Origin of the sequence: Duganella sp. 3397 (genome assembly GCF_031456625.1) — a bacterium.
GTDB lineage: Bacteria > Pseudomonadota > Gammaproteobacteria > Burkholderiales > Burkholderiaceae_D > Rugamonas > Rugamonas phyllosphaerae.
On the sequence record NZ_JAVDVB010000001.1, the window covers coordinates 284,457 to 308,150 of the forward strand.

The following is a 23,694-nucleotide window of genomic DNA, read 5'->3' on the forward strand; positions in this document are numbered from 1 at the left end:
GCTGGCCGGGTTGCTCTATAATCGGGCCATGTTTTACTCCCTCGCCCGCCGCCGTCTGACGCTCTGGATCGCCATGCTGGCCATCCTGTTCAGTGCGCTCGCGCCGGCGGTATCGCCGGCACTGGCCGTCAACCGGGCCAGCGCCGGCTGGGCAGAAATCTGTACCGCTGCCGGCAGCAAGCTGGTCCAGCTCAGTGTCGAACAGCCCGGCGGCCAGCCGCAGCCGGCCTCCGATCCGCTTTCTCACCACCTGAAAAACTGCCCGTACTGCGCCGCCCACGCCGGCGGTCCGGCGCTGGCGCCACCGCCGGCCATCGTGTTTGCCGTGCTCGGTGGCCACGACGTCTTCCCGCTGCTGTTCTACACCGCCCCGAGTGTGCAGTTCGCGTGGTCATCGGCCGCCCCGCGCGGTCCACCCGCCCTCGTGTAGTGCTTCTTCGCGCATCCCGCCTGGCCGGGATGCTATGCCAGACTACACAGGAACAATCATGCACAAGGTAATTATGAAGCACGCGCTCGTCTGCGCGGCGCTGGGTTCGGCCGTCGCCACGGTACAGGCGCAGGAAGAGTCGACGCTCATGCTCGGCAAGATGGAACGAGTGGAAATCAGCGCCCAGCGCACCGGGCCGCTGTCGGCGCGCAACGTCCTCAGTTCGGTCGATGTGCTGGGACCGCAGCTGTTGCAAGACCAGCAGGTGCAGCACGCATGGGAATTGTTTGCGCGCGCACCGGGCGTGATGCTCACCCAATTTCGGCAAGGTAACGAATCGGGCAAGCTGTCGTTTCGCGGCTTTAACGGCGAGGGCGAGGTCAACGCGGTCAAGCTACTGATCGATGGCATTCCGGCCAACGACAACGCCGGCGGCATGCCGTTCCTCGACATGCTGTTCCCGCTCGAGATCACCGGCATCGAGATCGTGCGCGGCACCAACGACCCGCGCTACGGGTTGCACAATATCGCCGGCAACGCCAACGTCACCACGCGCAGCGGCGGCAACGAGGGGCGGGCGCGGATCAGCTATGGCAGCTTCGGCACGCGCGAGGTGCAGGTGGCGCAAGGCATCGAGCACGGCAACTGGTCGCAGAACTATTTTTTGGGCTATGCCGACTCGAACGGCTACCGCGATAATTCTGCGTTCAAAAAATACACGGTCAGCGGCAAGTGGTTCTACACCAGCGACGACGGCCGCACCCGCAGCGGCCTGTCGGTCCGCCACACCGAAGGCGACGGCGACGAGGCCGGCTACCTGGAGGCGCGCGATGCGCGCAGCCATCCGACCAGCGCCTACGACTACGCCAGGTCGACCGGTGGCAACCGCGCCATGACCCAGGCCAGCGTGCAACTCGACCACAAGGTCGATGGCGCCTGGTCGCTGGCGACCAGGGCCTATGTCAACACGGTGCGCGACCTGCGCTGGCTGCGCTACGCGGTGACGGCATCGCAGCAGGAGCGCATGATCGACGAGCGCCACGTGGGCCTGATCGCCAGCGCCACGTACCGGCCATCGGCGCTGCTGGCGCTGGAAACGGGCGTGAGCGCCGAGCACCAGAACGATCGCAGTCCGCGCTACAACACGGTGGACCAGGTGCGGGTGGCCACCACGCGCGACCAGCGCTTCCGCTTCGACACCTATGGCGCCTACGTGCAGGCCGTGTGGCAGCCACTGGCCGGCCTGAAGGTGATACCGGGTTACCGGGTCGATCAAGTGGATGGGTCGTTCAACGATCCGTCGAAGGGCGTGCGCTACGCCATCGAGGATTACGGCCTGATTCGCCAGCCCAAGCTCAGCGCCGTGTACGCGCTGGGCGAGGGCGCCAGCGTGTACGGCAACTGGGGCCGCACCTTCCAGGTGGGGGCAGGCGCGGCGGCCTATCGCAGCACGGCCGCTTCGCTGCGGCCATCGATCAACGAGGGTTGGGAGGGCGGGGTGAAGTTCGCCGCCAGCGAATGGCTCGATGGCCGGGTGGCGCTGTGGCGGCAGGATGCATCGGACGAGGTCAAGCGCCGGCTCAATGATCCGGCGGGCGGCTCCGACAACCTGGGCCGCACCCGGCGCCAGGGCGCCGACCTGCAACTGAACGCCCGCACCAGGGCCAGCGGCAACGCCTGGCTCAGCTACTCGCTGCAACGCTCGCGCATCATCGAACCCGACCCGGCGGCGCCAGCGACGCTGGGCAAGCAGATCGACCACGTGCCGCGCACCTTGTACTCGGCTGGTTACGACTGGCAGGTGGCTGCCGCGCTCAAGATGTCGGCATGGGCAAGCGGGCAGGGCGGCTACTTCCTCACCACGGCCAACACCGGCAACACCTGGGGCGCCTATACGCTGCTCAACCTGGGCGCGTCGTACCGCGTCTCGCCACAAGTGACAATTGACGTGCAAGTAAAAAACCTGGCCAACCGGTACTACGAATATGTCTGGCAAAACGACCAGACCCGCCATGCTCCGGGCGACGGCCGCGCCATCTATTTAGCGGCCGCTTTCACCTTGTAAAACCGTCAAAAATATCGCTGAAAATAAATGTTTTATATCGTTTATATAAAATAAATAGTTTATTTCGTATAAACAGTATGTATAAATATTTACGAGGCGTTTTTATGGCCGTTTTTGTTGTCAATTCATGTGGTGATTTTTCCGATCGCGGTGGTGAATTTATCGAGTTCTGCGGTGGTGGTGAACAGAGCTGGCGTCACGCGCAGGCAGGCGCCGCCTGCCGGTCCCTTGCGGGGCACCGTGAAGATGCCGTACTGGTCGATCAGGATCTTTTGCAGGGCGACGTTGTCTGTAAAACTTGTCTTGCCGGCCAGGCGCAGCGAGGTGACGGCGCCGCTCATGTCATCGGGGGCCAGGATCTGCACCTTGCTGTTGCCGCGCAGTTGCGCCACCCAGTGGTCGCGCAGGTGGCGCAGGCGGGCGCCCTTGTTGCGGGTGCCCATGGCGTCGTGCTGGCGCAGCGCATCGGGGATGGTCATCAGCGCGGCGGCGTTGACGGTGCCGGCCAGTACCCGCGCGCGGATGTCGGTGGGAGCGTAGTCGGCGTTGCCCAGGTGGACGCCGATCGCACTCATTCTCTCCTTGCGGATGTAAATGAAGCCCAGGCCCAGCGGCGCGCCGATCCATTTATGCAGGTTGCCGCCGACGAAGTCCGCCTGCAGGTCGGGCAGCTGGTAGTCGAGCTGCCCCCATGACTGCGCCACGTCCACGATCACATCGACGCCGCGCGCCTTGACCATCTTCACCAGTTCCGCCATCGGGTACACCAGGCCGGTGCGGTGGCTGATGTGGGTCAGCAGCAGCAACCGCGTGCGCGGGTGGGCCTTGAGCGCCTGCTCGTACGCGTCCAGCACGCCTTGGCGCGTGGCGGGCTCGGGGGTGGTCACCATGGCCACCGTGGCGCCACGGCGCGCGGCCAGATCGTTCATGGCGTACTGCATCGAATCGTAGTCGAGGTCGCCATACATGATGGTGTCGCCGGCCTTGAGCAGCTGGTAGTTGCTGATCAGGTTTTGCAGCGATTCGGTGGCGCCGCGCGTGAGCGCCACCTCGTCGGTGGGCACGCCCAGGTGCTGCGCCAGCGTGGCGCGGATGGCCTCGATACCCTGGCGGTCGAACTCGCGCCGCAGGAAGTACGAGTTGTCGCGGTTCAAATGGTCGATATGGCGCTTGAAGTCGTCCGCCACCGCGCGCGTCATGATGCCGTAGTAGGCGTTTTCCAGGTTGATGAAGTCGCCACTGACGTCGTAGTGCGACCGGATCTCGCGCCAGTACGCTTCGTCGCGCACCACTTGCGCGACCGGGCCGGCTGGCGCCTTGATGAACGGCGTCTGCGCCTGCGCGTGCAGCGCCGGCATTGCGCCAACGGTGCCGGCGGCAATCACGGAACCCTGGAGAAAGGTGCGGCGGCTGATGGTCATGGCGGTCCTTTAGGTGATGGATGATGGGTGATGAGCGAGGGACGATCAGCGCATTGTAGGCAAACGCGACCGCCGTGCTTGCTGCCCGACTTCGCAAGCTATAAACTGGGCTTATACCCTTAAGCTACCGTCGACCATGCTGCTCCGTGAAATCGAGATCTTCCGCGCCGTGATGACGGCCGGCTCCGCCAGCAAGGCGGCGCGCCTGCTCAACCTGACGCAGCCGGCCGTGAGCCTGTCGCTACGCAAGCTGGAAACCCATGCCGGTCTGGCGCTGTTCGAACGCGTACGGGGCAAGCTGGTGCCCACCCAGGAGGCGCATGCGCTGCTGGCCGAGGTGCATCGCTGTTTCGTGGGTTTGGATGCCATCGAACACCGGCTGCGCAGCCTGCGCCAGTTCGGTGTCAACCGCATCCGCATCGCCAGCCTGCCGGGCATGGGCGTGGGTTTCCTGCCGCGGGTGCTCAGCGAACTGCAACTAAGCGAGCGCAAGGTGACGGTGTCGTTGCAGATCATGTCGTCGCGCGACGTGCGCGCGCGCCTGCTGGCGGGTGAGGCCGATATCGGCCTGATGGCCGACGAGGTCAGTGCCGACGGCCTGGAGCACTCGGTGTTCGCCCGCTACAACGGCGTAGTGGCGCTGCCGTTGAAACACCCGCTAGCGCGCAAGAAGGTGATCCGCCCGGCCGACCTGGCGCGCTACCCGTTCTTGGCGCTCAATCCCGAGGACGGCGCCAGCGTGCGGCTCGACGCCATCTTTCGCGCCCACGGCGTCGTACCCGAAACGGTGGTCGAAACACCGTATACGATCAGCTTATGCGAGCTGGTACGCCACAACGTCGGCATTGCCATCGTCAACCCGGTCACCGCGCTCGATTACGCAGGCCGCGACATCGTGCTGCGGCGTTTTTCGGAAACCCTCGCATACGGCTGCCAGCTGGTCATGCCGGCCGGGCGGCCACTGACACCGTTCGCCCAGCAACTGCTGGCCACCATGCGCGCGCGGCTGGCGGCCGACCTGGCCGGGCTCGATGCGTCGCTGGACGGCTGAGCCTGGCTGCTGATGTAGTAAGAACTGTGTTTTAGGCAGCATTGCCCATGATCTGCCGGCCCGCATCGATGCCCCAGCTCACCAGCTGGCGGCCATGGCGCAGTTGGTCCGGCTCCCAGCGCGCCAGCGCGCCGTCGATGTCGGCGCCGCCGTGGGCGAGGGCCAGCGCCAGCGCGTGGGCATTGGCGGCAGCCTTGGCGGCGCCGCCGGCCGTGTGGGGGCGCGGGATGAAGGCGGCGTCGCCGATCAGCACCGTACGGCCGAACACCATGCGCGGGGTTTCCAGGTCGACAATGGTTTGCAGGAACGGCTGCGCGGTCGCCTCCACCAGCTGCCGCAAAGGCGGCGCCAGCATGGCGCGCGCGTCCGCCAGCAGGCCGTCGTGGTCCACCTGCTTGACCGCTCCCGGATGCAGCGAGTAGCGGCGGCGCCGGCCGCTGGTGTCGGTCATCAGGGCGTCGAGCGCAGCGCCGGCGGCGACGTTGCGGTACCACACCCAGTTCCAGCGCCGCGCGCCCTTGGCGACCGACTCGTCCTGGCCCGGCACCATGTACTCGAGCAGCTGGTGGCCCTGGCCCTGCTGGAACGTAAACACCTGTTCCAGCAGGCGGAACGCGGCGCCGTCGAGGGCGTGCTCGGGCACCAGGCCGCGCCACGCCACGTAGCCGGCATACGCGGGCACCGACTGCGGCAACAGTTGCGCCCGCACCGCCGAGGCAGGGCCGTCGGCGCCGACGAGCAGGTCGCCGGTGGCCAGGTGGCCGCTGGTGAAGTGGGCGGTGACCTGGCCGTCATGCTGCTCGAAGCGGTCGAGCTGCTGGCCCGCTTCGATGATGCCATCGGGCAGGGCCCGGCGCAGCAGCGCATACAGCTTGTTCCACGACGACTGCACCTGCGGCATATGGGCGCGCTGCAGCACGTCGCCGCTGGCGGTAAGGAAAATGCGGTCGCCCGACCGCACGCCGATGCTGGCGTCATGCTGCACACCGGCATAGTCGAAGGCGGCCGTCACGTCGGGCTGCAGGACGATGCCTCCCCCGCGCCCGCTCAAGGCGTGCGGCGAGCGCTCGAACACCTGCACCTGCCAGCCGGCGGCGCGCAGGCAGGTGGCGGCCAACAGGCCGGCCAGCGAGCCGCCGATGATCAGGGCGCGGCGGGGGGCGTTGTTGTCGGTCATGGCGGGGTCCTGACAGCGAGGTAAGAGATGATGCAATTTTGCGCCTGTTGCGGGCACCCGTAACGTCCCGGATGGGAGGGAAAACCACACATCAAAAATTCACGTGCCAATTTATATAAGTGCTTATATAATTGGCGTTATCGATGGTCAACCTAACCCCGGAGTCGCAATGGATATCGCCCACTACCCGCCCGCCACCACAGGCCTCACCCGTTTTACTGTCGTCCGCATCGTGCTTGCGCTGCTGGCGGTCTGCCTGCCGGTGGCGCTGGTGCTGATCGCCTCGAACCAGATTGCCGACAAGGCGCTGCGTGCGTACTGGCCGCCGCTGCTGGCCACCGCGCTCGGTGTCGCGGGCTACCTGTACTGCGTGCGCAAGCTGGAACAACGCGTGGCCTCGGAACTGGGCGGAGTGGCGTTCCGGCGCGAACTGGCCATGGGACTGGGCCTCGGTACCCTGCTGTTCCTGGCGGTGATGGCGCTGGCCGCCACCGGCGGCAGCCAGTGGCTGGGCTTCGGCGGCTGGGGCACGCTGCCCAAGTCGCTCACCGAGATGCTGTTCGTGGCGGTGATCGAGGAGATCGTGTTTCGCGGCGTACTGCTGCGCATCACCGAGCGCGCGGTGGGCAGCTGGGCGGCGCTGATCGTCTCGGCGCTGCTGTTCGGGCTGGCGCATGTGCCCAATGACGGTGTCACCGCGCTGGCCGTGATCAACACCGTGGTGGCCGGCCTGCTGTTTGGCGCTGCCTACCTGGCCACGCGCCGCCTGTGGCTCACCATCGGCATCCACTTTGCCTGGAACTTCGTCTCCAGCGGCGTGTTTTCGGTGCCCACGTCGGGCAATCCGGGGCACGGCCTGCTACAGTTGCAGTTCACCGGGCCGAAATGGCTCACCGGCGGCGCTTACGGCCTCGAGGCCTCGGCCGCCACCCTGGTCGTGCTGGCCGTTGCCACCGCGTGGCTGTTGCGCCAGGCCCGGCGCGCCCACCATCTTGCCCCGCGACGGGGCGGAAAGAACACCACATTGTGAAGCAGGGACTGGGAACACAATTGCGCCACCTGATCGAACTGCTCGACGGCGCGGTCGAGCAGTCTTACCTCGACGCGGGCCTGACCTACCGGCCGCGCTACACGCCGGTGATGAAAGCGCTGCTGCAACGCGAACCACTGACCATCGGCGAGATCGCCATCCAGGCCGGCATCACCCAGCCGGCCGCCACTCAGACCGTGGCGCTGATGGTCAAGGAAGGCTTGCTGACGGCTGCCGCCGGCAAGCTCGATGGCCGCCAGAAAGTGATCAAGCTCAGCAAGAATGGGCGCGCCCTGCTCGGGCAGATCCAGCAGTGCTGGCAGGCCACGGCGGCAGCGGCGGACAACCTCGACGCGCAATTGCCTTACCCGCTGTCCACCGCCCTCGCACAGGCCATCGCCGCACTGGAGCAGCAGCCGTTCGGCGCCCGCATCCGCGCCGCACGGGCTGCGCAGGCGGATAAATAGTCGAATAGTCGAATGCAGCAGCACGTCTCGCGTACACTCCCTGGCAACGCCGCCCGCTGCGGCTTGCCATGGGAGTCCACAGTGCCACCACCGATCACCAGCGTCGCTGCCGACGACACCGCGTTCTGGGACGCTATCCGCGCACAGTACGCGCCCTCGCCCGATTTCATCAACCTGGAAAACGGCTACTTCGGCATGCCCGCCAACCCGGTCCGCGCCGCCTTGCGCCGCTACCAGGACGAGGTCGATGCCGAGAACAGTTATTTCCTGCGCCAGCGCTGGCCGCAACGCCTGGCACAGGTACGCCAGGCGCTGGCAGCCTTCACCGGCGTCGATGCGGCGGAGCTGCTGATCACGCGCAGCGCCGTGGAGTCGCTCAACATCGTCTTGCAGGGCTACCCGTTCGCGCCCGGCGACGCGATCGTGTACGCCCACCACGACTACGACAGCGCGCTCGATATCGTCGCCGCCCTGGCGGCGCGGCGCGGCGTGGTGCCGCTGGTGGTCGACGCTCCGCGCGATCCCGTCAGCGACGCCGAGATCGTGGCGGCCTACGCGGCTGCCATCACGGCGCGCACGCGGGTGCTGCTGCTGACCCACATCGTGCACCGCACCGGCCAGATCATGCCGGTGGCGGCGATTGCGGCGATGGCGCGCGCACGCGGCATCGACGTGATCATCGACGCCGCCCATTCGCTGGCGCAGCTCGACTACCGGGTGCCGCAGCTGGGCGCGCAATTCGTCGTGTTCAACCTGCACAAGTGGGTGGGGGCGCCGCTGGGCACGGGACTGCTGTACGTCGCGCGCGAGCGCATCGCCGACCTCGCGCCGTTCTATGCGGACAGTACCCACGCCGCCGCCGATATCGACAAGCTCGGTCACTTCGGCGCGGTGCCGCCGGCGCCGATCATGGCGATCGAGGATGCGCTGGCCTTCCACGCCCGGATCGGCACGGCCAACAAGGAGGCGCGCCTGCGCTGGCTGGCGCGGCGCTGGATGGACGCGGTGCGCCACGTACCCGGCGTGCGCCTGTACACGCCCACCGATCCGGCGCGCCACTGTGCTCTCGGCGCGTTCGGCATCGAGGGGATGGCAGCGGCGGATGTGGCGCAGCGATTGATGGAAGAGCACCGGATATTTACCGTGGTGCGCCAGCTGGGGACGGAATCGATCGTGCGGGTGACGCCGCACCTGTACACGCGCGTGGAAGATGTCGATGCGCTGGCGGCGGCGATTGTCAGGCTGGCTGCGGCGCGGACATGACGCTCTGCCCGCTGTCGGCGCTGGCGTTGGCGCCGGCGAGCAGCATGGCCCGGAAATCTCCCACCAGCGGGCGCAGGTTGATGCGGTGCCAGGCCGCCCACAATGGCGTGCGGTAGCTGAACCACGGCAGCTCGCGCAGCACCACGCCCGGCGGCGCCTGGTGCCGCAAGCCCTGCTGCACCATGGCGATGCCCAGTCCCGCCCCCACCAGTCCCAGCGCCGTCAGCGGCTCGGTCGCCTCCATCCGTACGCGTGGAGTAAAACCAGCCCGCGCGCACTCGGCGATGAAGTTGTCGTGCTGGCGTGCGGTGTCCTTGTGGCGCACCAGGATCCAGTCTTGCGCCGCCAGGTCGGCTGGCGCCAGTGCCGGCAGCGCGGCCAGCGGGTGGCCGTCGGGCAGCGCCAGCAGCATCGGATCGCGACGTACCAGCGCACTATCGAGGTCGGCATCATCGGGCGCCGGCGGCTCGCATAACAGGGCAATATCGAGACTGCGCTGGCGCAGGCCCTCGATCTGCTCGGCCGAGTGCATGTTGTACAACGCCACGTGCACCTGCGGGCGTTCGCCGCGCAGCGTGCGCAGGCCGTCGGGCAGCACGCCGGCGTGCATGGCGTTGTCGATGTAGCCGATGCACAGCCCGCCCTCGTCGCCCCGGCCCAGGCGGCGCGCCATCGCTTCCAGGCGCGTGGCGTGGACCAGGAAGGCGCGCGTTTCGGTAAGAAACGTGCGGCCGTCGCGGGTAAGGCGAATGCGCTGTTGGCTGCGCTCGAACAGGGTCAGGCCGAGCTTTTCCTCGAGCTGGGCGATCTGCCGGCTCAGCGGCGATTGCGAAATGTGCAGGCGCTCGGCAGCGCGCCCCACGTGTTCTTCCTCGGCCACGGCGACGAAGTATTGCAGCTGGCGGATATCGAGCATGTCAGACCTGAAGGGACTTAAGATGTGCAAATTATGTCTTGGACGGTCTGTAAAAGTCAAACTACACTGGTCTCATTGATTCATCCACCAAGGAGAACCCCATGAGCATCCGTCAACACCTGCAAGGCAAACTCGGCTTCGGCACCGCTCCGCTGGGCAATATGTACCGCGACATTCCCCCGGCCGAGGCGATCGCCACCGTCGATGCGGCCTGGGACCAGGGCATCCGTTTTTTTGACACCGCGCCGCTGTACGGCGCCGGCCTGGCCGAGATCCGCCTGGGCGAAGCGCTGGCCCGCCGCCCGCGGGACGAATACGTGTTGAGCACCAAGGTCGGCCGCGTCATCCTCGACGAACTGGAAGACCCGGCAGCGCGCGACATGGGAGAAAAGGGGGGCTTGTTCGAATTCGGCCTGAAAAACAAGATCGTCAACGACTACAGCGCCGACGCCACGCTGCGCTCAATCGAGGCGAGCCTGCTGCGCCTCAAGACCGACCGCCTCGACATCGTCTGGGTGCACGACGTGGCGCAGGATTTCTTTGGCGACGAATGGCTGGCGCAATACGAAATCGCCCGCACCGGCGCCTTCCGCGTGCTGGACCGCCTGCGCAACGAAGGCGTGATCAAGGGCTGGGGGCTGGGCGTGAACCGCGTGGAGCCGCTCGAACTCACGCTCGACCTCGACGAACCGAAGCCGGACGCCTTCCTGCTGGCCGGCCGCTACACGCTGCTCGATCACGACCGCGCGCTGCAACGCCTGATGCCGGCCGCCGCCGCGCAACAGGTGGACATCGTGGTCGGCGGTCCGTACAGCTCGGGCATCCTGGCCGGCGGCACGCATTTCGAATACGCCAAGGCGCCGCCTGCCATCGTCGAGAAAGTGGCGCGCCTGACTGCGCTTGCCACTGAGCACGGCATCGGCATCAAGGCCGCCGCCTTGCAGTTCTCACTGGCCCACCCGGCGGTGGCCAGCGTAATCCCCGGCGCCAGCCGTCCCGAGCGGCTGCTGGAAGACCAGGCGGCGCTGCGCCAGGTGGTGCCGGCGGCGTTCTGGCAGGCTTTGCGGGAGCAGGGGCTGGTGTCGCCACACGCACCGCTGCCGGGCCAGTAAGTATCAATTGCGGCGCACCGTGCGAAAGCCGATGTGCGCCGCTGCCAGGTCGCGCTCCTGCGACTCGCGGGCCGAGGCGCGGTAACGCACGCAGTAATCGGGCGCGCACAGGAAGGAGCCGCCCTTGATCACCATCGCGGCGTTGGCGGGGCTGACGGGGTTGGCAGGGCGGCCGGCCGCCACGGCGGTGTCGCCATTGGCGTGCGGCTGACGGGGACCGGTATAGGGGTCCCGGGTCCACTCCCAGACATTGCCGATCATGTCGTGCAGGCCGAAGCCGTTGGGCGCGTAGCAGCCCACCGGGGCGACGCCGGCATGGCCGTCTGCGGCCACGTCGAGTTGCGGGAACGCGCCTTGCCAGTAGTTGGCGGCAGGCTTGCCTGCGGCGTCGGCGGGCGCCGTGTCGAGCTGCGCATCGCTGCGGCCGGCCTTGCCGGCGTACTCCCATTCGGCCTCGGTGGGCAGGTCGCGGCCCAGCCAGCGGGCGTAGGCCAGCGCGTCGGCCTGCGTGACCAGGGTGACCGGCAGATGGAAGCCGCTGGCGTTGACGTTTGCCGACGCGGCCGGTGCCGCCGATGCCGCCGATGCCATAGCAGATGCTGGCGCTGGCGATGACATTGAGGCAGAAGCTGGCGCTGATGTTGACGCCGATGCGCCAGCTTGCACCGTGCGCCATTGCGCGCCTTTTTCCAGCGTCCACCACGCGTACGGGCGTTGTTGCAACTCTTCTGCCGTGGGGACGTGGAACACCACGCCGGCGCCCTGGCGCTCCGCTTGCGTCACATAGCCGGTAGCGGCCACAAAGGCGGCGAACTGCGCTTGCGTCACTTCCGTGCGGTCGATCCAGAAGCCCGCAACGCGGGTGGCGCCGGCTTGCGCAGGCCGCTCGTCCGGGTAACCGTGCTCGCTGCCGAAGATAAAACTGCCGCCGTCCACGCGCACCATGCCGGCGTGCGGATCGCTGCCCCAGCCGGCGGGCAGACCGCTGTAGGCAGCGCACGCTGGTTCGCTGCCGAGCCTGCTCGTCGATGCCGCGGCCAGCGCGTGGCCGGCGCCGATGGCGTCACCTTGACTGGTGCCGGCACCATCAGCGGTGCTATTGCCGATACTGTTGCCGTTGCCCGTGCTGGCGCTGGCATGCCAGTCCCGCGCCAGCAGCACCGCCACGATCGCCAGCACCAGCAACACCAGGCGCCAGCCCCGCACGCGCAACGCCACGCCCATCAGTAATAACCCTGCGGCTTCAATGGTTCCACGCCGCCCACGCGCTGCATGAATTGCTGCCATTCCCCGACCATGGTGTTGGTCAGCGCCTGGTTTTGCGCGGCGACGTCGGTGGTCTCACCGCGATCGCGGGTCAGGTCGTACAGTTGCCAGCGGCCGTCGAGCGGACCCACCGGTGGTTCGTTCCACAGCGCCTTCCACTTGCCGTCGGCGCTGATCAGGTAGGCGCGGCCGTACGACTCGTGCCCCAGCGGCCCGGTGCGCACGCTGGCGGCGCCGCCTTCGAGCAGCGGCAGCAGCGACTTGCCGGTGACCGGATAGACATTGCGGCCGTTGTACACCACCTTGCCGCGGTTGCGATCGACGCCGGCCGCATCGACCGCCGGTGGCGCGGCCTGGGTAGGCGGCGTCACGCCGGCCAGCGCCAGGAAAGTGGCGGTGTTGTCGGTAACGTGGGTGAGCGCATTGAGGTTGGGCAGCCGCGCGCTCTGGCCCGGCAGGCGCACGATCAGCGGCGTGGCCACGCTGCCCTCGCCGGCATAGCCCTTGGTCAGGCGAAACGGCGTGGCGCTCACCTCGGCCCAGCGCAGGCCGTATTGCAGCCGGCGGGCGGCCTGGGCGCCGTTGTCGGTGCCCAGCGTGGCGTACACCGGTTCGGTGGCGTTGGCTTCGTCGGTGAGGCGGGGATCGGCGCCGCTGTCGATCGGCCAGCCCTCGGCGCCGTTATCGGACTGAAACATGATGTAGGTGTTGTCGTATTCGCCGATGTCCTTCAAATGCTGGATCAGCAGGCCGATGTTGTGGTCGAGGTTATCGACCATGCCGGCGTAGATTTCCATGTAGCGCGCCTGCGCCTTCTTTTCCAGCGCGGTGAGGCTGGTCCACTTCTTGTTGACCTTGCCGGGGCCGTAATCGGTATAGCCCTGCGCCATGCCGTTGTTGGCGTTGATGTACTTTGCAGTGGCCGTATTGAAGCCGGCCGTGGCCGGGCTGCGCGCGGTGGTGTCCGGCGCGCCCGCGTACGGGGTGAAGTCGGCGGGGATGATACCGAGCTGTTTCTGGCGGGCGATGCGCGCGTCGCGCACGGCCTCGTAGCCGGCATCGTACTTGCCCTTGTACTTCGACAGCCACGGCTCCGATACTTGCAGCGGCCAGTGCGGCGACGTGTAGGCGGCATAAGCGAAGAACGGCTTGCCGTCGGCCTTGTTGCGGTCGATGTAGGAGATCAGGCGTTTGGTATAAAAGTCGGTCGAATAGAACGGCTCACCGCCCACGCCGCCGGGCTGGCCCGGTTGGCCCGGCTGGACGAACTTGCCGTCTTCGGTGTAGTTGGTCGAGCCTTCGCGCTCGTGCGCATAGTGGTTGGCGGCGGCGCCCGCCAGCAGCGCGTAGCTGTGCTCGAAGCCCCACTGGTCGGGCGTCTTGCCGGCGGTGGTGACGGCGCCGCCGGCAATGGCGGAACCCAAGTGCCATTTGCCGGCCATATACGTGTGGTAGCCGGCGTCGCGCAGCAGCTGCACGAACGATAGCGAGCTCTCGTTGAGGAAGCCCTCGTAGCCGGGCAGGCCGCGCCGCTCGTCGTTGGGTGCGCCCATGTGGCCTTCGCCCACCAGGTGGTGGTCGGTGCCGGACACCAGCATCGCACGCGTGATGGCGCAGACGGTGCCGGTGTGATGGTTGGTGAGCAGGCGGCCTTGTTTGACCAGCGCGTCCAGGTTGGGCGTGTCGATCTCGCCGCCGAAGGCGCCGATGTCCGAATAGCCGAGGTCGTCGGCCATGATGTACAGGATGTTGGGTTTTTTGCCAGCCGCGCTTGGGGCTGCGGAGGACAAGGGTTCCTTGGCCGATTCGGCGCAGCCAGCGAGCATCACGGCGCTGGTGACGGAGACAGCGATCAGGGTTCGTTGCGCGGTGCGCAGCAGGCGGGCAGGGCGAGACATGGTATTCCTTGCGGACACGAGATCCGCAAAGAATAAATGTTATCGGCACGGCCAGGAACGAAGCATTTCGCGTTAGGTCATGCGATTTTTGAAACGACGATCAGTCCTTCAGATCGGCCGGCACCTTGCCGCCGTTTTCGGCCAGCTTGTTCATCACCTGGCGGTGCAGCCAGATGTTCATGGCGGCCGAGTCGCCGGTGTCGCCGCTGTAATGCAGCTCCTGCGCCAGGTCCTTGCGCGCCTGCAGGCTGCTGTCGAGGTCCAGCAGCTTCAGCAGGTCGACGATCGAGGTACGCCAGTTGAGCGGCTGCCCGGCTTGCTGCGCCTTGCCGTTGAGGATGGACGCCACGTCCACCTCGGACAGGTGCACGCTAGCGGGCGCTGCGGTGGTGTCTGCCGCAGGCACGTTCGATGCTGCAGGTGCGGCCGGCACTGCGGCCGGGTTGGCGGGCGCCGGCACCGTGGTGCCTTGCGGCGCCTGGGCGATGGCCGGGTGCGAGGCCGGGAAGATTTTGTGGAAGATGTTGCTCAGCATGCCCATGTGGGATCTCCTGTGGGGTGGGTCAAAAGATTGAGCATACGGGTTTGGGGCGGGGGGTCTGTGCGCGAGCTAACGGCGTCGGCACCGCGCTGCCGCGCTACGGCTATACTCGCACCCCATGAAAAAAACTTATAACGAGACCCCCACCCGCATCCTGCGCCGCCAGCAGCTCTCGCTGGTGCTGCTGGTCGTCTGCGGCGTGATCAACTACCTCGACCGCGCCACGCTGGCGGTCGCCAACGAATACATCCGCGCCGACCTGGGCCTGTCGCTGGGGCAGATGGGGCTGCTGCTGTCGGCGTTCTCGTGGAGCTACGCGCTGTGCCAGTTGCCGGTGGGCGCGCTGGTGGACAAGGTCGGGCCGCGCTGGCTGCTCGGCGGCGGCCTGGTGGTGTGGTCGCTGGCGCAGGCGGCCGGTGGATTTGCGGCCACGTTCGGCTACTTCGTGCTGGCGCGCATTGCGCTCGGCATTGGCGAGGCGCCGCAGTTTCCGGCAGCGGCGCGCGTGGTGAGCAACTGGTTCCCGGCGCGCGCGCGTGGCACGCCCACCGGCATCTACAACTCGGCCTCGCCGCTGGGCGTGGCGCTGGCGCCGCTGGTGCTCGCGCCATTGATCATTGCCACCAGCTGGCACTGGGCCTTCTTCATCACCGGCGCCATGGGCCTGGTGGCGGCCGTGGTGTGGGTGGCGCTGTACCGCGACCCGGTGCGCGCGGACATGACGGCCGAGGAAAAGGACTATCTCGAAGTGGAGGAGGTAAGCACTGCGGCGCCCAAGGCCGGCTTTGCCTCGTGGCTGGCGCTGTTCCGCTACCGCGTGACCTGGGGCATGATGCTCGGCTTCTTCGGCTCGGTGTACCTGAACTGGGTCTACCTGAGCTGGCTGCCCGGCTACCTGCGCACCGAGCGCCACATGGACCTGGCCTATGCGGGACTGGCAGCGTCGGTACCGTTCATGTGCGGCTTTGCCGGCGCACTGATCGCCGGCTGGGCGTCGGACCGGGTGGCGCGCGCGGCAGCGTCGCCGGTCACGGTCCGGCGCAACGCGGTGGTGGTGGCCACCCTGGGCATGGTGGTGTTTACCATTCCGGCGGCGCTGGTGGACAGCAATGTCGTCGCGGTGGCGTGCATCTCGATCGTGATTTTCCTGGCCAACGCCTCGTCGGCGTGCGCGTGGTCGCTGGCCACCGTGGCGGCGCCACCCAGCCGGGTGGCCTCGCTCGGTGCGCTGCAAAATTTCGGTGGGTTCCTCGGTGGTGCGCTGGCGCCTATCCTCACCGGCTACATCGCGCAAACCTGGTCGTTCGTGCCGGCGCTGCTTGCGGGGGCGGGGATTGCGTTCATGGGGGCGATGTCGTATTTGTTTTTGGTGACCAAGCCGATTCCGGAGTAATTACCCACGTCGGCCGGCAGCGGCTTCAGTTTTCACCCACCGACCGCAGCGTATGCACGGGTTGGCGCATGCGACTGGACCTCGGTGCGGCGACCGCTTACTGTGTGGGGACGCATGCGGTATGCGCGCAGACTCACCGGCGAGAGTTATTTCAGGCGTGTAAGCGTCGGCTTCGATTTGAAGGCGGTGAAATTCGGTCGAATGTTCGTCACTATTCCGTTCGTGGAGTCATAGTCGTACGGGATGTGAACGTCAATGCCCTCCCACCGGAAGTCCTTTGGGTTACGCGTGACGATGGGAATTTTGTAGGCGGCGGCGGTGGCTCCTATGATCGCGTCGGGCAAGTTGACTTTCGGGCCTGTGACCAGACTGCTACCGCGAATCTCGATGGCGTGCTCCATCACCATCTGGTCGATCTGGATGACCTGGAATTCTGCCAGCACCACGTCAAGAATCGGCGCCTCGTGCGGACGCAACTTCTGACCAGCGCGCAGCTCCATGTAGGTGATGGCGCTAATAGCGGGAAAATCGTAACTGGAAAGCTCAATGGTTGCCTGTTTGCAGCCACCGAGCATGTCGATAAAGATATTGGTATCGAAGAGGATCAATGCCATTCAGACCTCAGTTGTTCCTGGGCCTCAACACCATCTTTCGGTATATCGGTACGGTCTTTCCACAGCCCTTCAGCAGCCCGCAAGGCAAGAAAACGCCTTTCGCGGGCTGCAACCAAGGGGTCAGGAGAATTCAGCGTCGGCGCCGGTGCGATGGGTTCACAGTCGTCAGCGCCCACTTCTTTCATTAACGTGCTCATTGCACACCTCCTTACTCGATGCGGTCAATACGACCAGTTTAGCTTATTCGCTTCAGACTGTCGCGACATCGACAGACGTCAGACGCTGCGAACTGTGAAAGTTCAGACAGTGTAACCATCTGCACCACCGAGGTCTCGACCAGGCGACGAACTGTCGTCATCGGGTCATGGAATGCGACCAGGATGCCGCCAACGCGGCCCCACCCGCGAAGGGCGCCGTAGCTCGAGCCCAGTCTGCTCATGTACACTCGGCAAGTCCGCGTCGTGCCTGGCGCTCCCGTCGATCAGAATGGAATGTTATGAGACTGTCTTTTCCGTGCGCACTTGCCGTCGCCGCGCTGACCATCGGCTGCACCGCCATGGCCCGCGCCGCCCCGTCCGGACCGGAAGGCGCCGCGTCCATGGCCCCGGTTGCCGCTGCGTGCGAGACGGGCATTTTCCGGAAGGACGGCGCCAGCTTCATCGCCATCACCAGGAGCAACAAAGGATACGACTACAGCTTCAGCGACGGCACCGTCGGCAATGCCAACGATGCCAGTGCTGTGGTCGCATGCGGCGCGGGCGCGGTGCGGGTTCGGGGGCAGGAGAACTGGGCCAAGGTTGCCGTCGCCGAAACCAATACGGTGTTCGTATCGGATGGCGTGATGCTGGCTGGACGTTTGATGGCGCCGCCGGGTGCGGACGCGCACACACCCCTGGTCGTGATTGCACACGGTTCCGAAGAGGGCGGCTGGATAGACCGGGCGCGCGACCCGTATCAGATGGTGGGCCGGGGCATTGCTGTTTTCGTCTATGACAAGCGCGGCACCGGATTGTCCAAGGGCGCGTACACGCAGAATTTACCGCAATTGGGCAACGACCTGGTGGCGGCAGCGCAGGAAGCCAAGCGGCTGGCGCGAGACCAGTACGGCGGCTACGGCCGCTTCGGCCTGTTCGGCCTGAGCCAGGGAGGTTGGGTGGCGCCGCTGGCGGCGGTACGCGCCAAGGCAGAGTTCATCGGCATCGGCTATGGCCTGGCGGTCGATATCGCCGAGCAGGATGCCGCCCAGGTCAGCCTCGAGCTGCGCGAGCGCGGCTTGGGTGAGGACGTGGTCGCCAAGGGACGCATGCTGAGCGACACGACTGCCAGGCTGGTGAAATCGGGCTACAAGGATGGCCTCGATGAACTTGCGGCAGCGCAAGCCCGGTTCGGCAAGGAGCCCTGGTTTGCGCGCATCAAGGGCGGCTACACGGGCGTGGTGCTGGGGATGTCAGTCGACGATCTGCGCAACCGGGGGATACCGCACCTCGACAAACTGGGCGTGGACTGGTCGCTCGCACCGGTGCGGATCCTGGCCGGGATCGATGTTCCGCAACTGTGGGCGTTTGCCGGCGAAGACCGGCAGGCGCCGATTGCGCTGACCCTCGAGCGCCTGTCCGCATTGCGCAAACAGGGCAAAGACATCTCCATCTATATCTTCCCCGATACCGAACATGGCATGTGGAATTACGTCCAGGCGGCGGACCTGTCGCGCAAGCACACGCGCATCGCCGCCGGGTTCTACGATCTCATGGCCGATTGGGCGCGTGGTGGTGTCGAGGGGCGCTATGGCAAGGCCGAGCGCCGGTGAGTGGGGTAGCGCTTGCCGGGCATCAGGCTCGGATCGTGCTACTGCACGAATAACCGCCCGAGTACCCCGCCCGCTTACTCCACCGTCACCGACTTCGCCAGATTCCTCGGCTTGTCCACATCCGTCCCTCTTGCCAGCGCCGTGTGATACGCCAGCAGCTGCAGCGACACCACGTGCAGAATCGGCGACAGCAAACCGTAGTGCTCGGGCAAGCGGATCACGTGGACGCCTTCGCCCGGCGTGATGCGTGAATCGACGTCGGCGAACACGTACAGCTGGCCGCCACGGGCGCGCACTTCCTGCATATTCGATTTGAGTTTTTCGATCAGGGCATCGTTTGGCGCCACGGTGACCACCGGCATTTCCTCGGTCACCAGCGCCAGCGGGCCGTGTTTCAATTCACCGGCCGGATACGCTTCGGCGTGGATGTACGAAATCTCTTTCAGTTTCAACGCCCCTTCGAGCGCGATCGGGTAGTGCATGCCACGGCCCAGGAACAGGGCGTTTTCCTTGCGGGCGAAGTCTTCGGCCCAGGCCATGATCAAGGGTTCCAGCGCCAGCACCGAGGCGATTGCTACCGGCAGGTGGCGCATGGCTTTCAAGTGCTGCGCTTCCTGTTCGTCGGAGAGGCGGCCATTGACTTGCGCCAATGTGAGCGTAAGCAGGAACAGGCCGGCCAGCTGGGTGGTAAAGGCCTTGGTGGACGCCACGCCCACTTCCACGCCGGCGCGCGTGATGTAGGCCAGTTTGCATTCGCGCACCATGGCGCTGGTGGCCACGTTGCAAATGGTGAGCGTGTGTTCCATGCCCAGGCTGCGCGCGTGCTTGAGCGCGGCCAGGGTGTCGGCAGTTTCGCCGCTTTGCGAGATGGTCACCACCAGCGTGTTCGGGTGCGGCACGCTGTCGCGGTAGCGGTATTCGCTGGCGATTTCGACGTTGACCGGGATTTTGGCGACCGATTCGATCCAGTACTTGGCGGTCAGACCCGAGTAGTAGCTGGTGCCGCAGGCCAGGATCAGCACGCGGTCGATCTGCTTGAAGACGGCGTGGGCGCCGTCGCCGAACAGCTCGGGCATTACGGCCATCACGCCTTCCAGGGTGTCGCCGATCACGCGCGGCTGCTCGAAGATTTCCTTCTGCATGTAGTGGCGATACGGTCCCAGGTCGGCCGCGCCGGTGTGGGCGTGCACGGTCTTGACGTCGCGCTGGACCGGCTTGCCGTTGACGTCGACGATCCAGGTGCGGCCCAGTTGCAGGTCGACCACATCGCCCTCTTCGAGGTAGATGATCTGGTCGGTGGTGCCAGCCAGCGCCATGGCGTCGGACGCGACAAAATTCTCGCCCTGGCCCAGGCCCACGATCAGCGGCGAGCCCTGGCGCGCGGCCACCACGCGGTGCGGTTCTTCGCGAGCGAACACGGCAATGGCGTAGGCGCCGGTCAGGCGCTTGACGGCTTGTTGCACGGTTTCGAACAGGTCGCCGTTATAAAGGTGATCGACCAGGTGGGCGATCACTTCGGTATCGGTCTGGCTCTGGAACACGTAGCCGAGCGCGGTCAGTTCGGCGCGCAGCTCGTCGTGGTTTTCGATGATGCCGTTGTGGACCAGCGCAATGCGCGCGACGTCGGCCGATGGCGAAAAGTGCGGGTGGGCATTATGCGTGGCCGGTGCACCGTGGGTGGCCCAGCGCGTGTGGGCGATGCCGGTGAAGCCGTGCAGGTGGGTGTGCTCGATCTGCTGTTCCAGGTCGGCCACGCGCGACGTGCTGCGCGAGCGCTGCAACTGGCCATCGACGTGCAGCGCCACGCCGCAGGAATCGTAGCCACGGTATTCGAGGCGCTTCAATCCTTCGATCAGGATCGGGGTGATGTTACGTTGCGCTACCGCGCCGACGATGCCGCACATGGGGAACCTCTTCAATTAGGTGAGGGAATCATCCTAGAGGAGACTGGATGAAATATGCTTTCTCATTATGAGCTCAAACGAAATATTATTTCACGACCGTGATACCATGAAATATTATTTCATTTTATCGCCGTTAATTTTATGGATGACATCGATCGTCGCATTCTCACTGCCCTGCAACTTGATGCTGCACAGACCAATAGCGAGCTGGCGCAAGCGGTGCACGTGTCGCCGCCCACCTGTTTGCGGCGGGTCAAGCACCTGACCGACACCGGTGTCATCACGCGCCGGGTGGCGCTGGTCGATCCGGCCAAGATCGGCCCCAGCCTGACGGTGATCGTGGAAATCTCGCTAGACGTGCAGGCGGCCGAGCGCATGGCCGAGTTCGAAACCCTGGTGGCGACCGAGCCGGCGGTGCTGCAATGCTACCGGGTGGCACCGGGGCCCGATTTCGTGCTGATCGTGCAGGTGACCGACATGCCGGCCTACCACGCGCTGGCGCACCGCCTGTTTGCTGCGCACGCCAATGTGCGCAACGTGAAGGCGTATTTCTCGACGTTTCGCAGCAAGTTCGAGACCCGGGTGGCGGTGTAATCCACAGTTTTTGCACCGCTTATACAGAGGTTTTCCCCGGCTTTTCCAGCGGTTTTGCACCGGCTTATCCATGCGGTTATCCCCGTGGTTCTCACCAGCTTGTTGACAGGCTTGCCCACAGGGATATCCACAGGCTGATTAAAACCTTGCGGACAGCGCAAGCCGCACATTGCGCGGTTCGCCCCAGAACACGCTGTCGTAAAAGCCCACGTTGCGGTAGTACTTGCGGTCGGCAAGATTCGAGATGTTCAGTTGCACGCCCAGCTGGCGGTTGATCTCGTAAGACGCCATGGCATTCACCAGCGCGTAGCCGCCCTGGCTGATGCGCGCGTTGCGGTCGCCGGTGACCGGCTGGCCGTACCAGGTCACGCCGTAGGTGGCGCTTTGCGCAGTCACGCCACCGCCCACTTTCAAGCCCGGTAACACATCGTCGAGGCGATAGGCAGTGGACAGGCGCAGCAGGTGGCGCGGCTGGTTGGGCTCGGCGCGCGCGCCATCGACATCTTTGACACGCAGCAAGGTGTAGCCGGCGCTGACGTTCCACGACTTGCTCACCTGGCCCGCCACCTCGAATTCGATGCCGCGGGCGGTGATGCCGTCGCCATTGGCAGTGTAGGCGCTGTTGCCGTTGGGGAGCTTGAAGCCGGCGGGAACGGTCGTATCGAGCACCGCCAGGTTCTTCTTGAGCGTGCGGAACACGGCAGCCGAGGCATTGAGCCGCTGGTCGAAAAATTCACCTTTGATGCCAAGCTCGGCATTGGTGCCGGTCTCGGGATCGAGCAACTGGTTATTGCGGTCCCGGGCCGACTGCGGGCTGAACAGCGAGGTGTAGCTGGCATAGGCCGACAGTGCGTCGCTCAGGTCCAGCACCGCGCCCACGTAGGGCGTGAATTCTTTCTTGGTCTTGCGCAGGTTGTCGTAGCCGATCAGCCGGCCTGAAGTGTCCCATGCCCCTTCCTCGGTGCGATAGTTGCTCAGGCGACCGCCGAGTACCACGGTGAACGGATCGGCCAGGCTGAAGCGTCCCGCCAGGTAGGCGCCGCCCTGGCGTACCTCGGTTTCGGTGTGCGAGCCATCGGGCGTAAAGGTGGGCATGGGGATATTGCCGGTCCAGCTGCGGTAGTCGGGAATCTGCGGCGGGTACGCGATGGTCGGCGCGCCCCCCTGGCTGTGGCTCACCGAGCGTGAGCCATTCCAGCCGGCGATCAGCACGTGGCGCCGGCCCAGCAGGCTGAACGGACCGGTGGCGTACAGGTCGAGGTTGTCGTCGATATTCTTGCCTTCACCCCACACCCCGGTCCACAGGCGCATGCCGGTGCCGGTGGCGGGATCGGGATAGCCGGCGCCGCCGTAGGCGACGGTGGTGTGGTTGCGGCTGTCGGTGCGGGTATAGCCGAGGTGTACCTTCCAGCCGTTGCCGAAGCGGTGCTCGAGCGACGTGAACGCGCTTTGCTCGCGGTTGCGCCAGGTGCTCCACGGCGTGGACAGCGAAAAATTGCGCGGCAGGTTGGCCAGGCTGCCATCGGCGTTCCAGTAGGGCACCGCGCCCCACGTGGCGCCGGTGGGATTGTTGTGCTGGAAGGTGACGCCGGCGGTCAGCAGGGTGGCGGGGCCCAGGTCCGCTTCGACGATGGCCATGCCGACAGTTTTGCGCTCGTGGTACATATCGTAATACGAGTCGCGGTCCTGGTAGGCCATGGCGGTACGGCCGCGCACGCTGCCGTCGGCGTTCAATGGTGCGCTCACGTCGATTTCGGCCCGGCGGTCGTCCCAGCGGCCCAGCACCGCCCTGGCGCTGGCTTTCAAGGTGCGGCCCGGACGCTTGCGCACCAGGTTGATGGTGGCCGACGGGTCGCCGGTGCCACCCATCAGGCCGCTGGCGCCGCGCACCACCTCGATGCGGTCGTAGAGGATGGTGTCCTGCAGCGGCGCATTGCCGCCCATGGCCATGCCGTCGACCTGGATGTTGGTGATGGAAAAGCCGCGTGCATAAAAGCTGGTACGTTCGCTGTCCATCTGGCCGACCGTGATGCCCGGGGTCTGGGTCAGCACTTCGTCGAGGCGCACCGCGCCCAGGTCGTCGATCATGGCGCGCGTGACCACGCTGACCGACTGCGGCGTGTCGCGGATCGACATGTCCATGCGGGTGGCCGTGCGCATGGCGCCGGTCGTGTACGCATCGGAGCCATCGGTGACACTGCCGAGCGTGTCGCTCTTGACCGTCACCTGGCCCAGTTGCGCGGGCTGGTCGGCTGGGCCGGACTGGGCCGACGCTGCTTGCGCGACAGCAGCCGTGGCCATGATTACCGCCACGTGGATGGCGGTAGGGCGTAACGATAGGTACATAAGCTTCCTTGCGGTGGGGCACAAGCGTGCCCGGGCCTGGCTCGGATGTGAGCCTGGGCAATGGTTTTCAAAGGACTAGCTGGCGGCTTCGCGCGGAGGGAAGGGGCTTGCTGCGCAGCCGGCAAGGACGCCGGCGAAATGGAACAATACTTCGATGCGAATGATTCTCATTCTATCATCATAGCACTATAGTGAAAACAACAATCTGGCAGTTTTCCACCGCTTGTGCACGTGCTGTACCGGACTTCTCCACAAAGTTGCCCACAGGCCGCTACACGGTATACAATCAGGAAAGCGCGTTATTCATGGTTATCCCATGCTTATTCAATGGTTGTTCCGCAGTTTGCGCACAGGGTTATCCACAAATACCGGAAGTCACTCAAAACCTCAAAAGGTAAT

General features: G+C 65.7%; 20 protein-coding genes. 10 read left to right on the plus strand and 10 right to left on the minus strand.

Going from position 1 to position 23,694, the window contains the following annotated elements; genetic code table 11:
• Nucleotides 1-28 precede the first annotated feature (28 nt).
• Both J2X54_RS01205 and J2X54_RS01210 read left to right on the plus strand, forming a co-directional pair.
• Entirely contained in the window at nucleotides 29-430 is a 402-nt protein-coding gene (locus tag J2X54_RS01205) for a DUF2946 domain-containing protein (protein ID WP_310176859.1), read from the plus strand.
• A gap of 58 nt (nucleotides 431-488) precedes the next feature.
• Nucleotides 489-2,495, plus strand: a complete 2,007-nt coding sequence (locus tag J2X54_RS01210) for a TonB-dependent receptor domain-containing protein (protein ID WP_310176862.1) — start codon at nucleotides 489-491, stop codon at nucleotides 2,493-2,495.
• Between the two features lie 125 nt (nucleotides 2,496-2,620).
• Here J2X54_RS01210 and J2X54_RS01215 read toward each other — a convergent pair whose 3' ends face one another.
• The gene (locus J2X54_RS01215; protein ID WP_310176865.1) at nucleotides 2,621-3,916 is read right to left on the minus strand and encodes an aminotransferase class V-fold PLP-dependent enzyme; all 1,296 of its coding nucleotides are present in this window, start codon (nucleotides 3,914-3,916) and stop codon (nucleotides 2,621-2,623) included.
• Between the two features lie 136 nt (nucleotides 3,917-4,052).
• On the opposite strand from J2X54_RS01215, the gene J2X54_RS01220 reads away from it, so the two are divergent.
• The gene (locus J2X54_RS01220) at nucleotides 4,053-4,967 is read left to right on the plus strand and encodes a LysR substrate-binding domain-containing protein (protein ID WP_310176868.1); all 915 of its coding nucleotides are present in this window, start codon (nucleotides 4,053-4,055) and stop codon (nucleotides 4,965-4,967) included.
• 31 nt (nucleotides 4,968-4,998) lie between these two features.
• On the opposite strand, the gene J2X54_RS01225 is transcribed toward J2X54_RS01220, so the two are convergent.
• Nucleotides 4,999-6,144: an FAD binding domain-containing protein gene (locus J2X54_RS01225; protein ID WP_310176870.1), complete on the minus strand. Its 1,146-nt coding sequence runs from the start codon at nucleotides 6,142-6,144 to the stop codon at nucleotides 4,999-5,001.
• A gap of 169 nt (nucleotides 6,145-6,313) precedes the next feature.
• On the opposite strand from J2X54_RS01225, the gene J2X54_RS01230 reads away from it, so the two are divergent.
• The 3 genes from J2X54_RS01230 to J2X54_RS01240 all read left to right on the plus strand — a co-directional run bounded on the left by J2X54_RS01230 (nucleotide 6,314) and on the right by J2X54_RS01240 (nucleotide 8,904).
• Nucleotides 6,314-7,174 carry a CPBP family intramembrane glutamic endopeptidase gene (locus J2X54_RS01230; RefSeq protein ID WP_310176872.1) on the plus strand — a complete coding sequence of 287 codons (861 nt, stop codon included), beginning with the start codon at nucleotides 6,314-6,316 and terminating at the stop codon, nucleotides 7,172-7,174.
• A 20-nt stretch (nucleotides 7,175-7,194) separates the two neighbouring features.
• Nucleotides 7,195-7,641: a MarR family transcriptional regulator gene (locus J2X54_RS01235; protein WP_310176873.1), complete on the plus strand. Its 447-nt coding sequence runs from the start codon at nucleotides 7,195-7,197 to the stop codon at nucleotides 7,639-7,641.
• A gap of 81 nt (nucleotides 7,642-7,722) precedes the next feature.
• On the plus strand, nucleotides 7,723-8,904 hold the full coding sequence (locus J2X54_RS01240) for an aminotransferase class V-fold PLP-dependent enzyme (RefSeq protein ID WP_310176875.1): 1,182 nt from the start codon (nucleotides 7,723-7,725) through the stop codon (nucleotides 8,902-8,904).
• Here J2X54_RS01240 and J2X54_RS01245 read toward each other — a convergent pair.
• Entirely contained in the window at nucleotides 8,879-9,820 is a 942-nt protein-coding gene (locus J2X54_RS01245) for a LysR substrate-binding domain-containing protein (RefSeq protein ID WP_310176877.1), read from the minus strand. The two genes, J2X54_RS01240 and J2X54_RS01245, sit on opposite strands and share 26 nt — an antisense overlap.
• Nucleotides 9,821-9,921: 101 nt before the next feature.
• On the opposite strand from J2X54_RS01245, the gene J2X54_RS01250 reads away from it, so the two are divergent.
• Nucleotides 9,922-10,932 carry an aldo/keto reductase gene (locus J2X54_RS01250; RefSeq protein WP_310176879.1) on the plus strand — a complete coding sequence of 337 codons (1,011 nt, stop codon included), beginning with the start codon at nucleotides 9,922-9,924 and terminating at the stop codon, nucleotides 10,930-10,932.
• A gap of 3 nt (nucleotides 10,933-10,935) precedes the next feature.
• On the opposite strand, the gene J2X54_RS01255 is transcribed toward J2X54_RS01250, so the two are convergent.
• From J2X54_RS01255 to J2X54_RS01265, 3 genes are all read right to left on the minus strand, one after another.
• Entirely contained in the window at nucleotides 10,936-12,156 is a 1,221-nt protein-coding gene (locus J2X54_RS01255) for an SUMF1/EgtB/PvdO family nonheme iron enzyme (RefSeq protein ID WP_310176881.1), read from the minus strand.
• Nucleotides 12,156-14,096 (minus strand): arylsulfatase, encoded by a 1,941-nt coding sequence (locus J2X54_RS01260; protein ID WP_310176883.1) that lies wholly within the window; start codon nucleotides 14,094-14,096, stop codon nucleotides 12,156-12,158. Before J2X54_RS01260 ends, J2X54_RS01255 begins: the two co-directional genes overlap by 1 nt.
• Nucleotides 14,097-14,196: 100 nt before the next feature.
• A complete protein-coding gene (locus tag J2X54_RS01265) occupies nucleotides 14,197-14,637 on the minus strand; it encodes a DUF3597 domain-containing protein (RefSeq protein WP_310176885.1) in 441 nt (146 codons plus the stop codon).
• A gap of 118 nt (nucleotides 14,638-14,755) precedes the next feature.
• Between J2X54_RS01265 and J2X54_RS01270 the strand changes: the two genes are divergently transcribed.
• Nucleotides 14,756-16,030 (plus strand): MFS transporter, encoded by a 1,275-nt coding sequence (locus J2X54_RS01270; protein ID WP_310176888.1) that lies wholly within the window; start codon nucleotides 14,756-14,758, stop codon nucleotides 16,028-16,030.
• Nucleotides 16,031-16,176: 146 nt separating this feature from the next.
• Here the strand turns inward: J2X54_RS01270 and J2X54_RS01275 are convergent, their stop codons facing one another.
• Nucleotides 16,177-16,644, minus strand: coding sequence for a PIN domain-containing protein (locus J2X54_RS01275; protein ID WP_310176890.1), 468 nt, complete (start codon nucleotides 16,642-16,644; stop codon nucleotides 16,177-16,179).
• Nucleotides 16,635-16,841 (minus strand): hypothetical protein, encoded by a 207-nt coding sequence (locus tag J2X54_RS01280; protein ID WP_141749589.1) that lies wholly within the window; start codon nucleotides 16,839-16,841, stop codon nucleotides 16,635-16,637. Before J2X54_RS01280 ends, J2X54_RS01275 begins: the two co-directional genes overlap by 10 nt.
• Nucleotides 16,842-17,140: 299 nt before the next feature.
• Between J2X54_RS01280 and J2X54_RS01285 the strand changes: the two genes are divergently transcribed.
• Nucleotides 17,141-18,451, plus strand: a complete 1,311-nt coding sequence (locus J2X54_RS01285; protein ID WP_310176893.1) for a serine aminopeptidase domain-containing protein — start codon at nucleotides 17,141-17,143, stop codon at nucleotides 18,449-18,451.
• Between the two features lie 74 nt (nucleotides 18,452-18,525).
• On the opposite strand, the gene glmS is transcribed toward J2X54_RS01285, so the two are convergent.
• The gene (gene glmS / locus J2X54_RS01290) at nucleotides 18,526-20,355 is read right to left on the minus strand and encodes a glutamine--fructose-6-phosphate transaminase (isomerizing) (RefSeq protein ID WP_019924073.1); all 1,830 of its coding nucleotides are present in this window, start codon (nucleotides 20,353-20,355) and stop codon (nucleotides 18,526-18,528) included.
• Between the two features lie 141 nt (nucleotides 20,356-20,496).
• Here glmS and J2X54_RS01295 point away from each other — a divergent pair, with 141 nt between their 5' ends.
• On the plus strand, nucleotides 20,497-20,949 hold the full coding sequence (locus J2X54_RS01295; protein ID WP_310176896.1) for an Lrp/AsnC family transcriptional regulator: 453 nt from the start codon (nucleotides 20,497-20,499) through the stop codon (nucleotides 20,947-20,949).
• A gap of 138 nt (nucleotides 20,950-21,087) precedes the next feature.
• On the opposite strand, the gene J2X54_RS01300 is transcribed toward J2X54_RS01295, so the two are convergent.
• A complete protein-coding gene (locus tag J2X54_RS01300; protein ID WP_310176899.1) occupies nucleotides 21,088-23,295 on the minus strand; it encodes a TonB-dependent siderophore receptor in 2,208 nt (735 codons plus the stop codon).
• Between the last annotated feature and the right edge of the window lie 399 nt (nucleotides 23,296-23,694).

What these genes read in the sequence shown, in the direction of transcription:
- J2X54_RS01275 (WP_310176890.1), bottom strand. Translation starts at nt 16,644, where the DNA reads ATGGCATTGATCCTCTTCGATACCAATATCTTTATCGACATGCTCGGT.
- J2X54_RS01245 (WP_310176877.1), bottom strand. Translation starts at nt 9,820, where the DNA reads ATGCTCGATATCCGCCAGCTGCAATACTTCGTCGCCGTGGCCGAGGAA.
- J2X54_RS01215 (WP_310176865.1), bottom strand. Translation starts at nt 3,916, where the DNA reads ATGACCATCAGCCGCCGCACCTTTCTCCAGGGTTCCGTGATTGCCGCC.
- glmS (WP_019924073.1), bottom strand. Translation starts at nt 20,355, where the DNA reads ATGTGCGGCATCGTCGGCGCGGTAGCGCAACGTAACATCACCCCGATC.
- J2X54_RS01260 (WP_310176883.1), bottom strand. Translation starts at nt 14,096, where the DNA reads ATGTCTCGCCCTGCCCGCCTGCTGCGCACCGCGCAACGAACCCTGATC.
- J2X54_RS01230 (WP_310176872.1), top strand. Translation starts at nt 6,314, where the DNA reads ATGGATATCGCCCACTACCCGCCCGCCACCACAGGCCTCACCCGTTTT.
- J2X54_RS01210 (WP_310176862.1), top strand. Translation starts at nt 489, where the DNA reads ATGCACAAGGTAATTATGAAGCACGCGCTCGTCTGCGCGGCGCTGGGT.
- J2X54_RS01225 (WP_310176870.1), bottom strand. Translation starts at nt 6,144, where the DNA reads ATGACCGACAACAACGCCCCCCGCCGCGCCCTGATCATCGGCGGCTCG.
- J2X54_RS01205 (WP_310176859.1), top strand. Translation starts at nt 29, where the DNA reads ATGTTTTACTCCCTCGCCCGCCGCCGTCTGACGCTCTGGATCGCCATG.
- J2X54_RS01220 (WP_310176868.1), top strand. Translation starts at nt 4,053, where the DNA reads ATGCTGCTCCGTGAAATCGAGATCTTCCGCGCCGTGATGACGGCCGGC.
- J2X54_RS01270 (WP_310176888.1), top strand. Translation starts at nt 14,756, where the DNA reads ATGAAAAAAACTTATAACGAGACCCCCACCCGCATCCTGCGCCGCCAG.
- J2X54_RS01285 (WP_310176893.1), top strand. Translation starts at nt 17,141, where the DNA reads ATGAGACTGTCTTTTCCGTGCGCACTTGCCGTCGCCGCGCTGACCATC.
- J2X54_RS01265 (WP_310176885.1), bottom strand. Translation starts at nt 14,637, where the DNA reads ATGGGCATGCTGAGCAACATCTTCCACAAAATCTTCCCGGCCTCGCAC.
- J2X54_RS01250 (WP_310176879.1), top strand. Translation starts at nt 9,922, where the DNA reads ATGAGCATCCGTCAACACCTGCAAGGCAAACTCGGCTTCGGCACCGCT.
- J2X54_RS01255 (WP_310176881.1), bottom strand. Translation starts at nt 12,156, where the DNA reads ATGGGCGTGGCGTTGCGCGTGCGGGGCTGGCGCCTGGTGTTGCTGGTG.
- J2X54_RS01300 (WP_310176899.1), bottom strand. Translation starts at nt 23,295, where the DNA reads ATGTACCTATCGTTACGCCCTACCGCCATCCACGTGGCGGTAATCATG.
- J2X54_RS01295 (WP_310176896.1), top strand. Translation starts at nt 20,497, where the DNA reads ATGGATGACATCGATCGTCGCATTCTCACTGCCCTGCAACTTGATGCT.
- J2X54_RS01280 (WP_141749589.1), bottom strand. Translation starts at nt 16,841, where the DNA reads ATGAGCACGTTAATGAAAGAAGTGGGCGCTGACGACTGTGAACCCATC.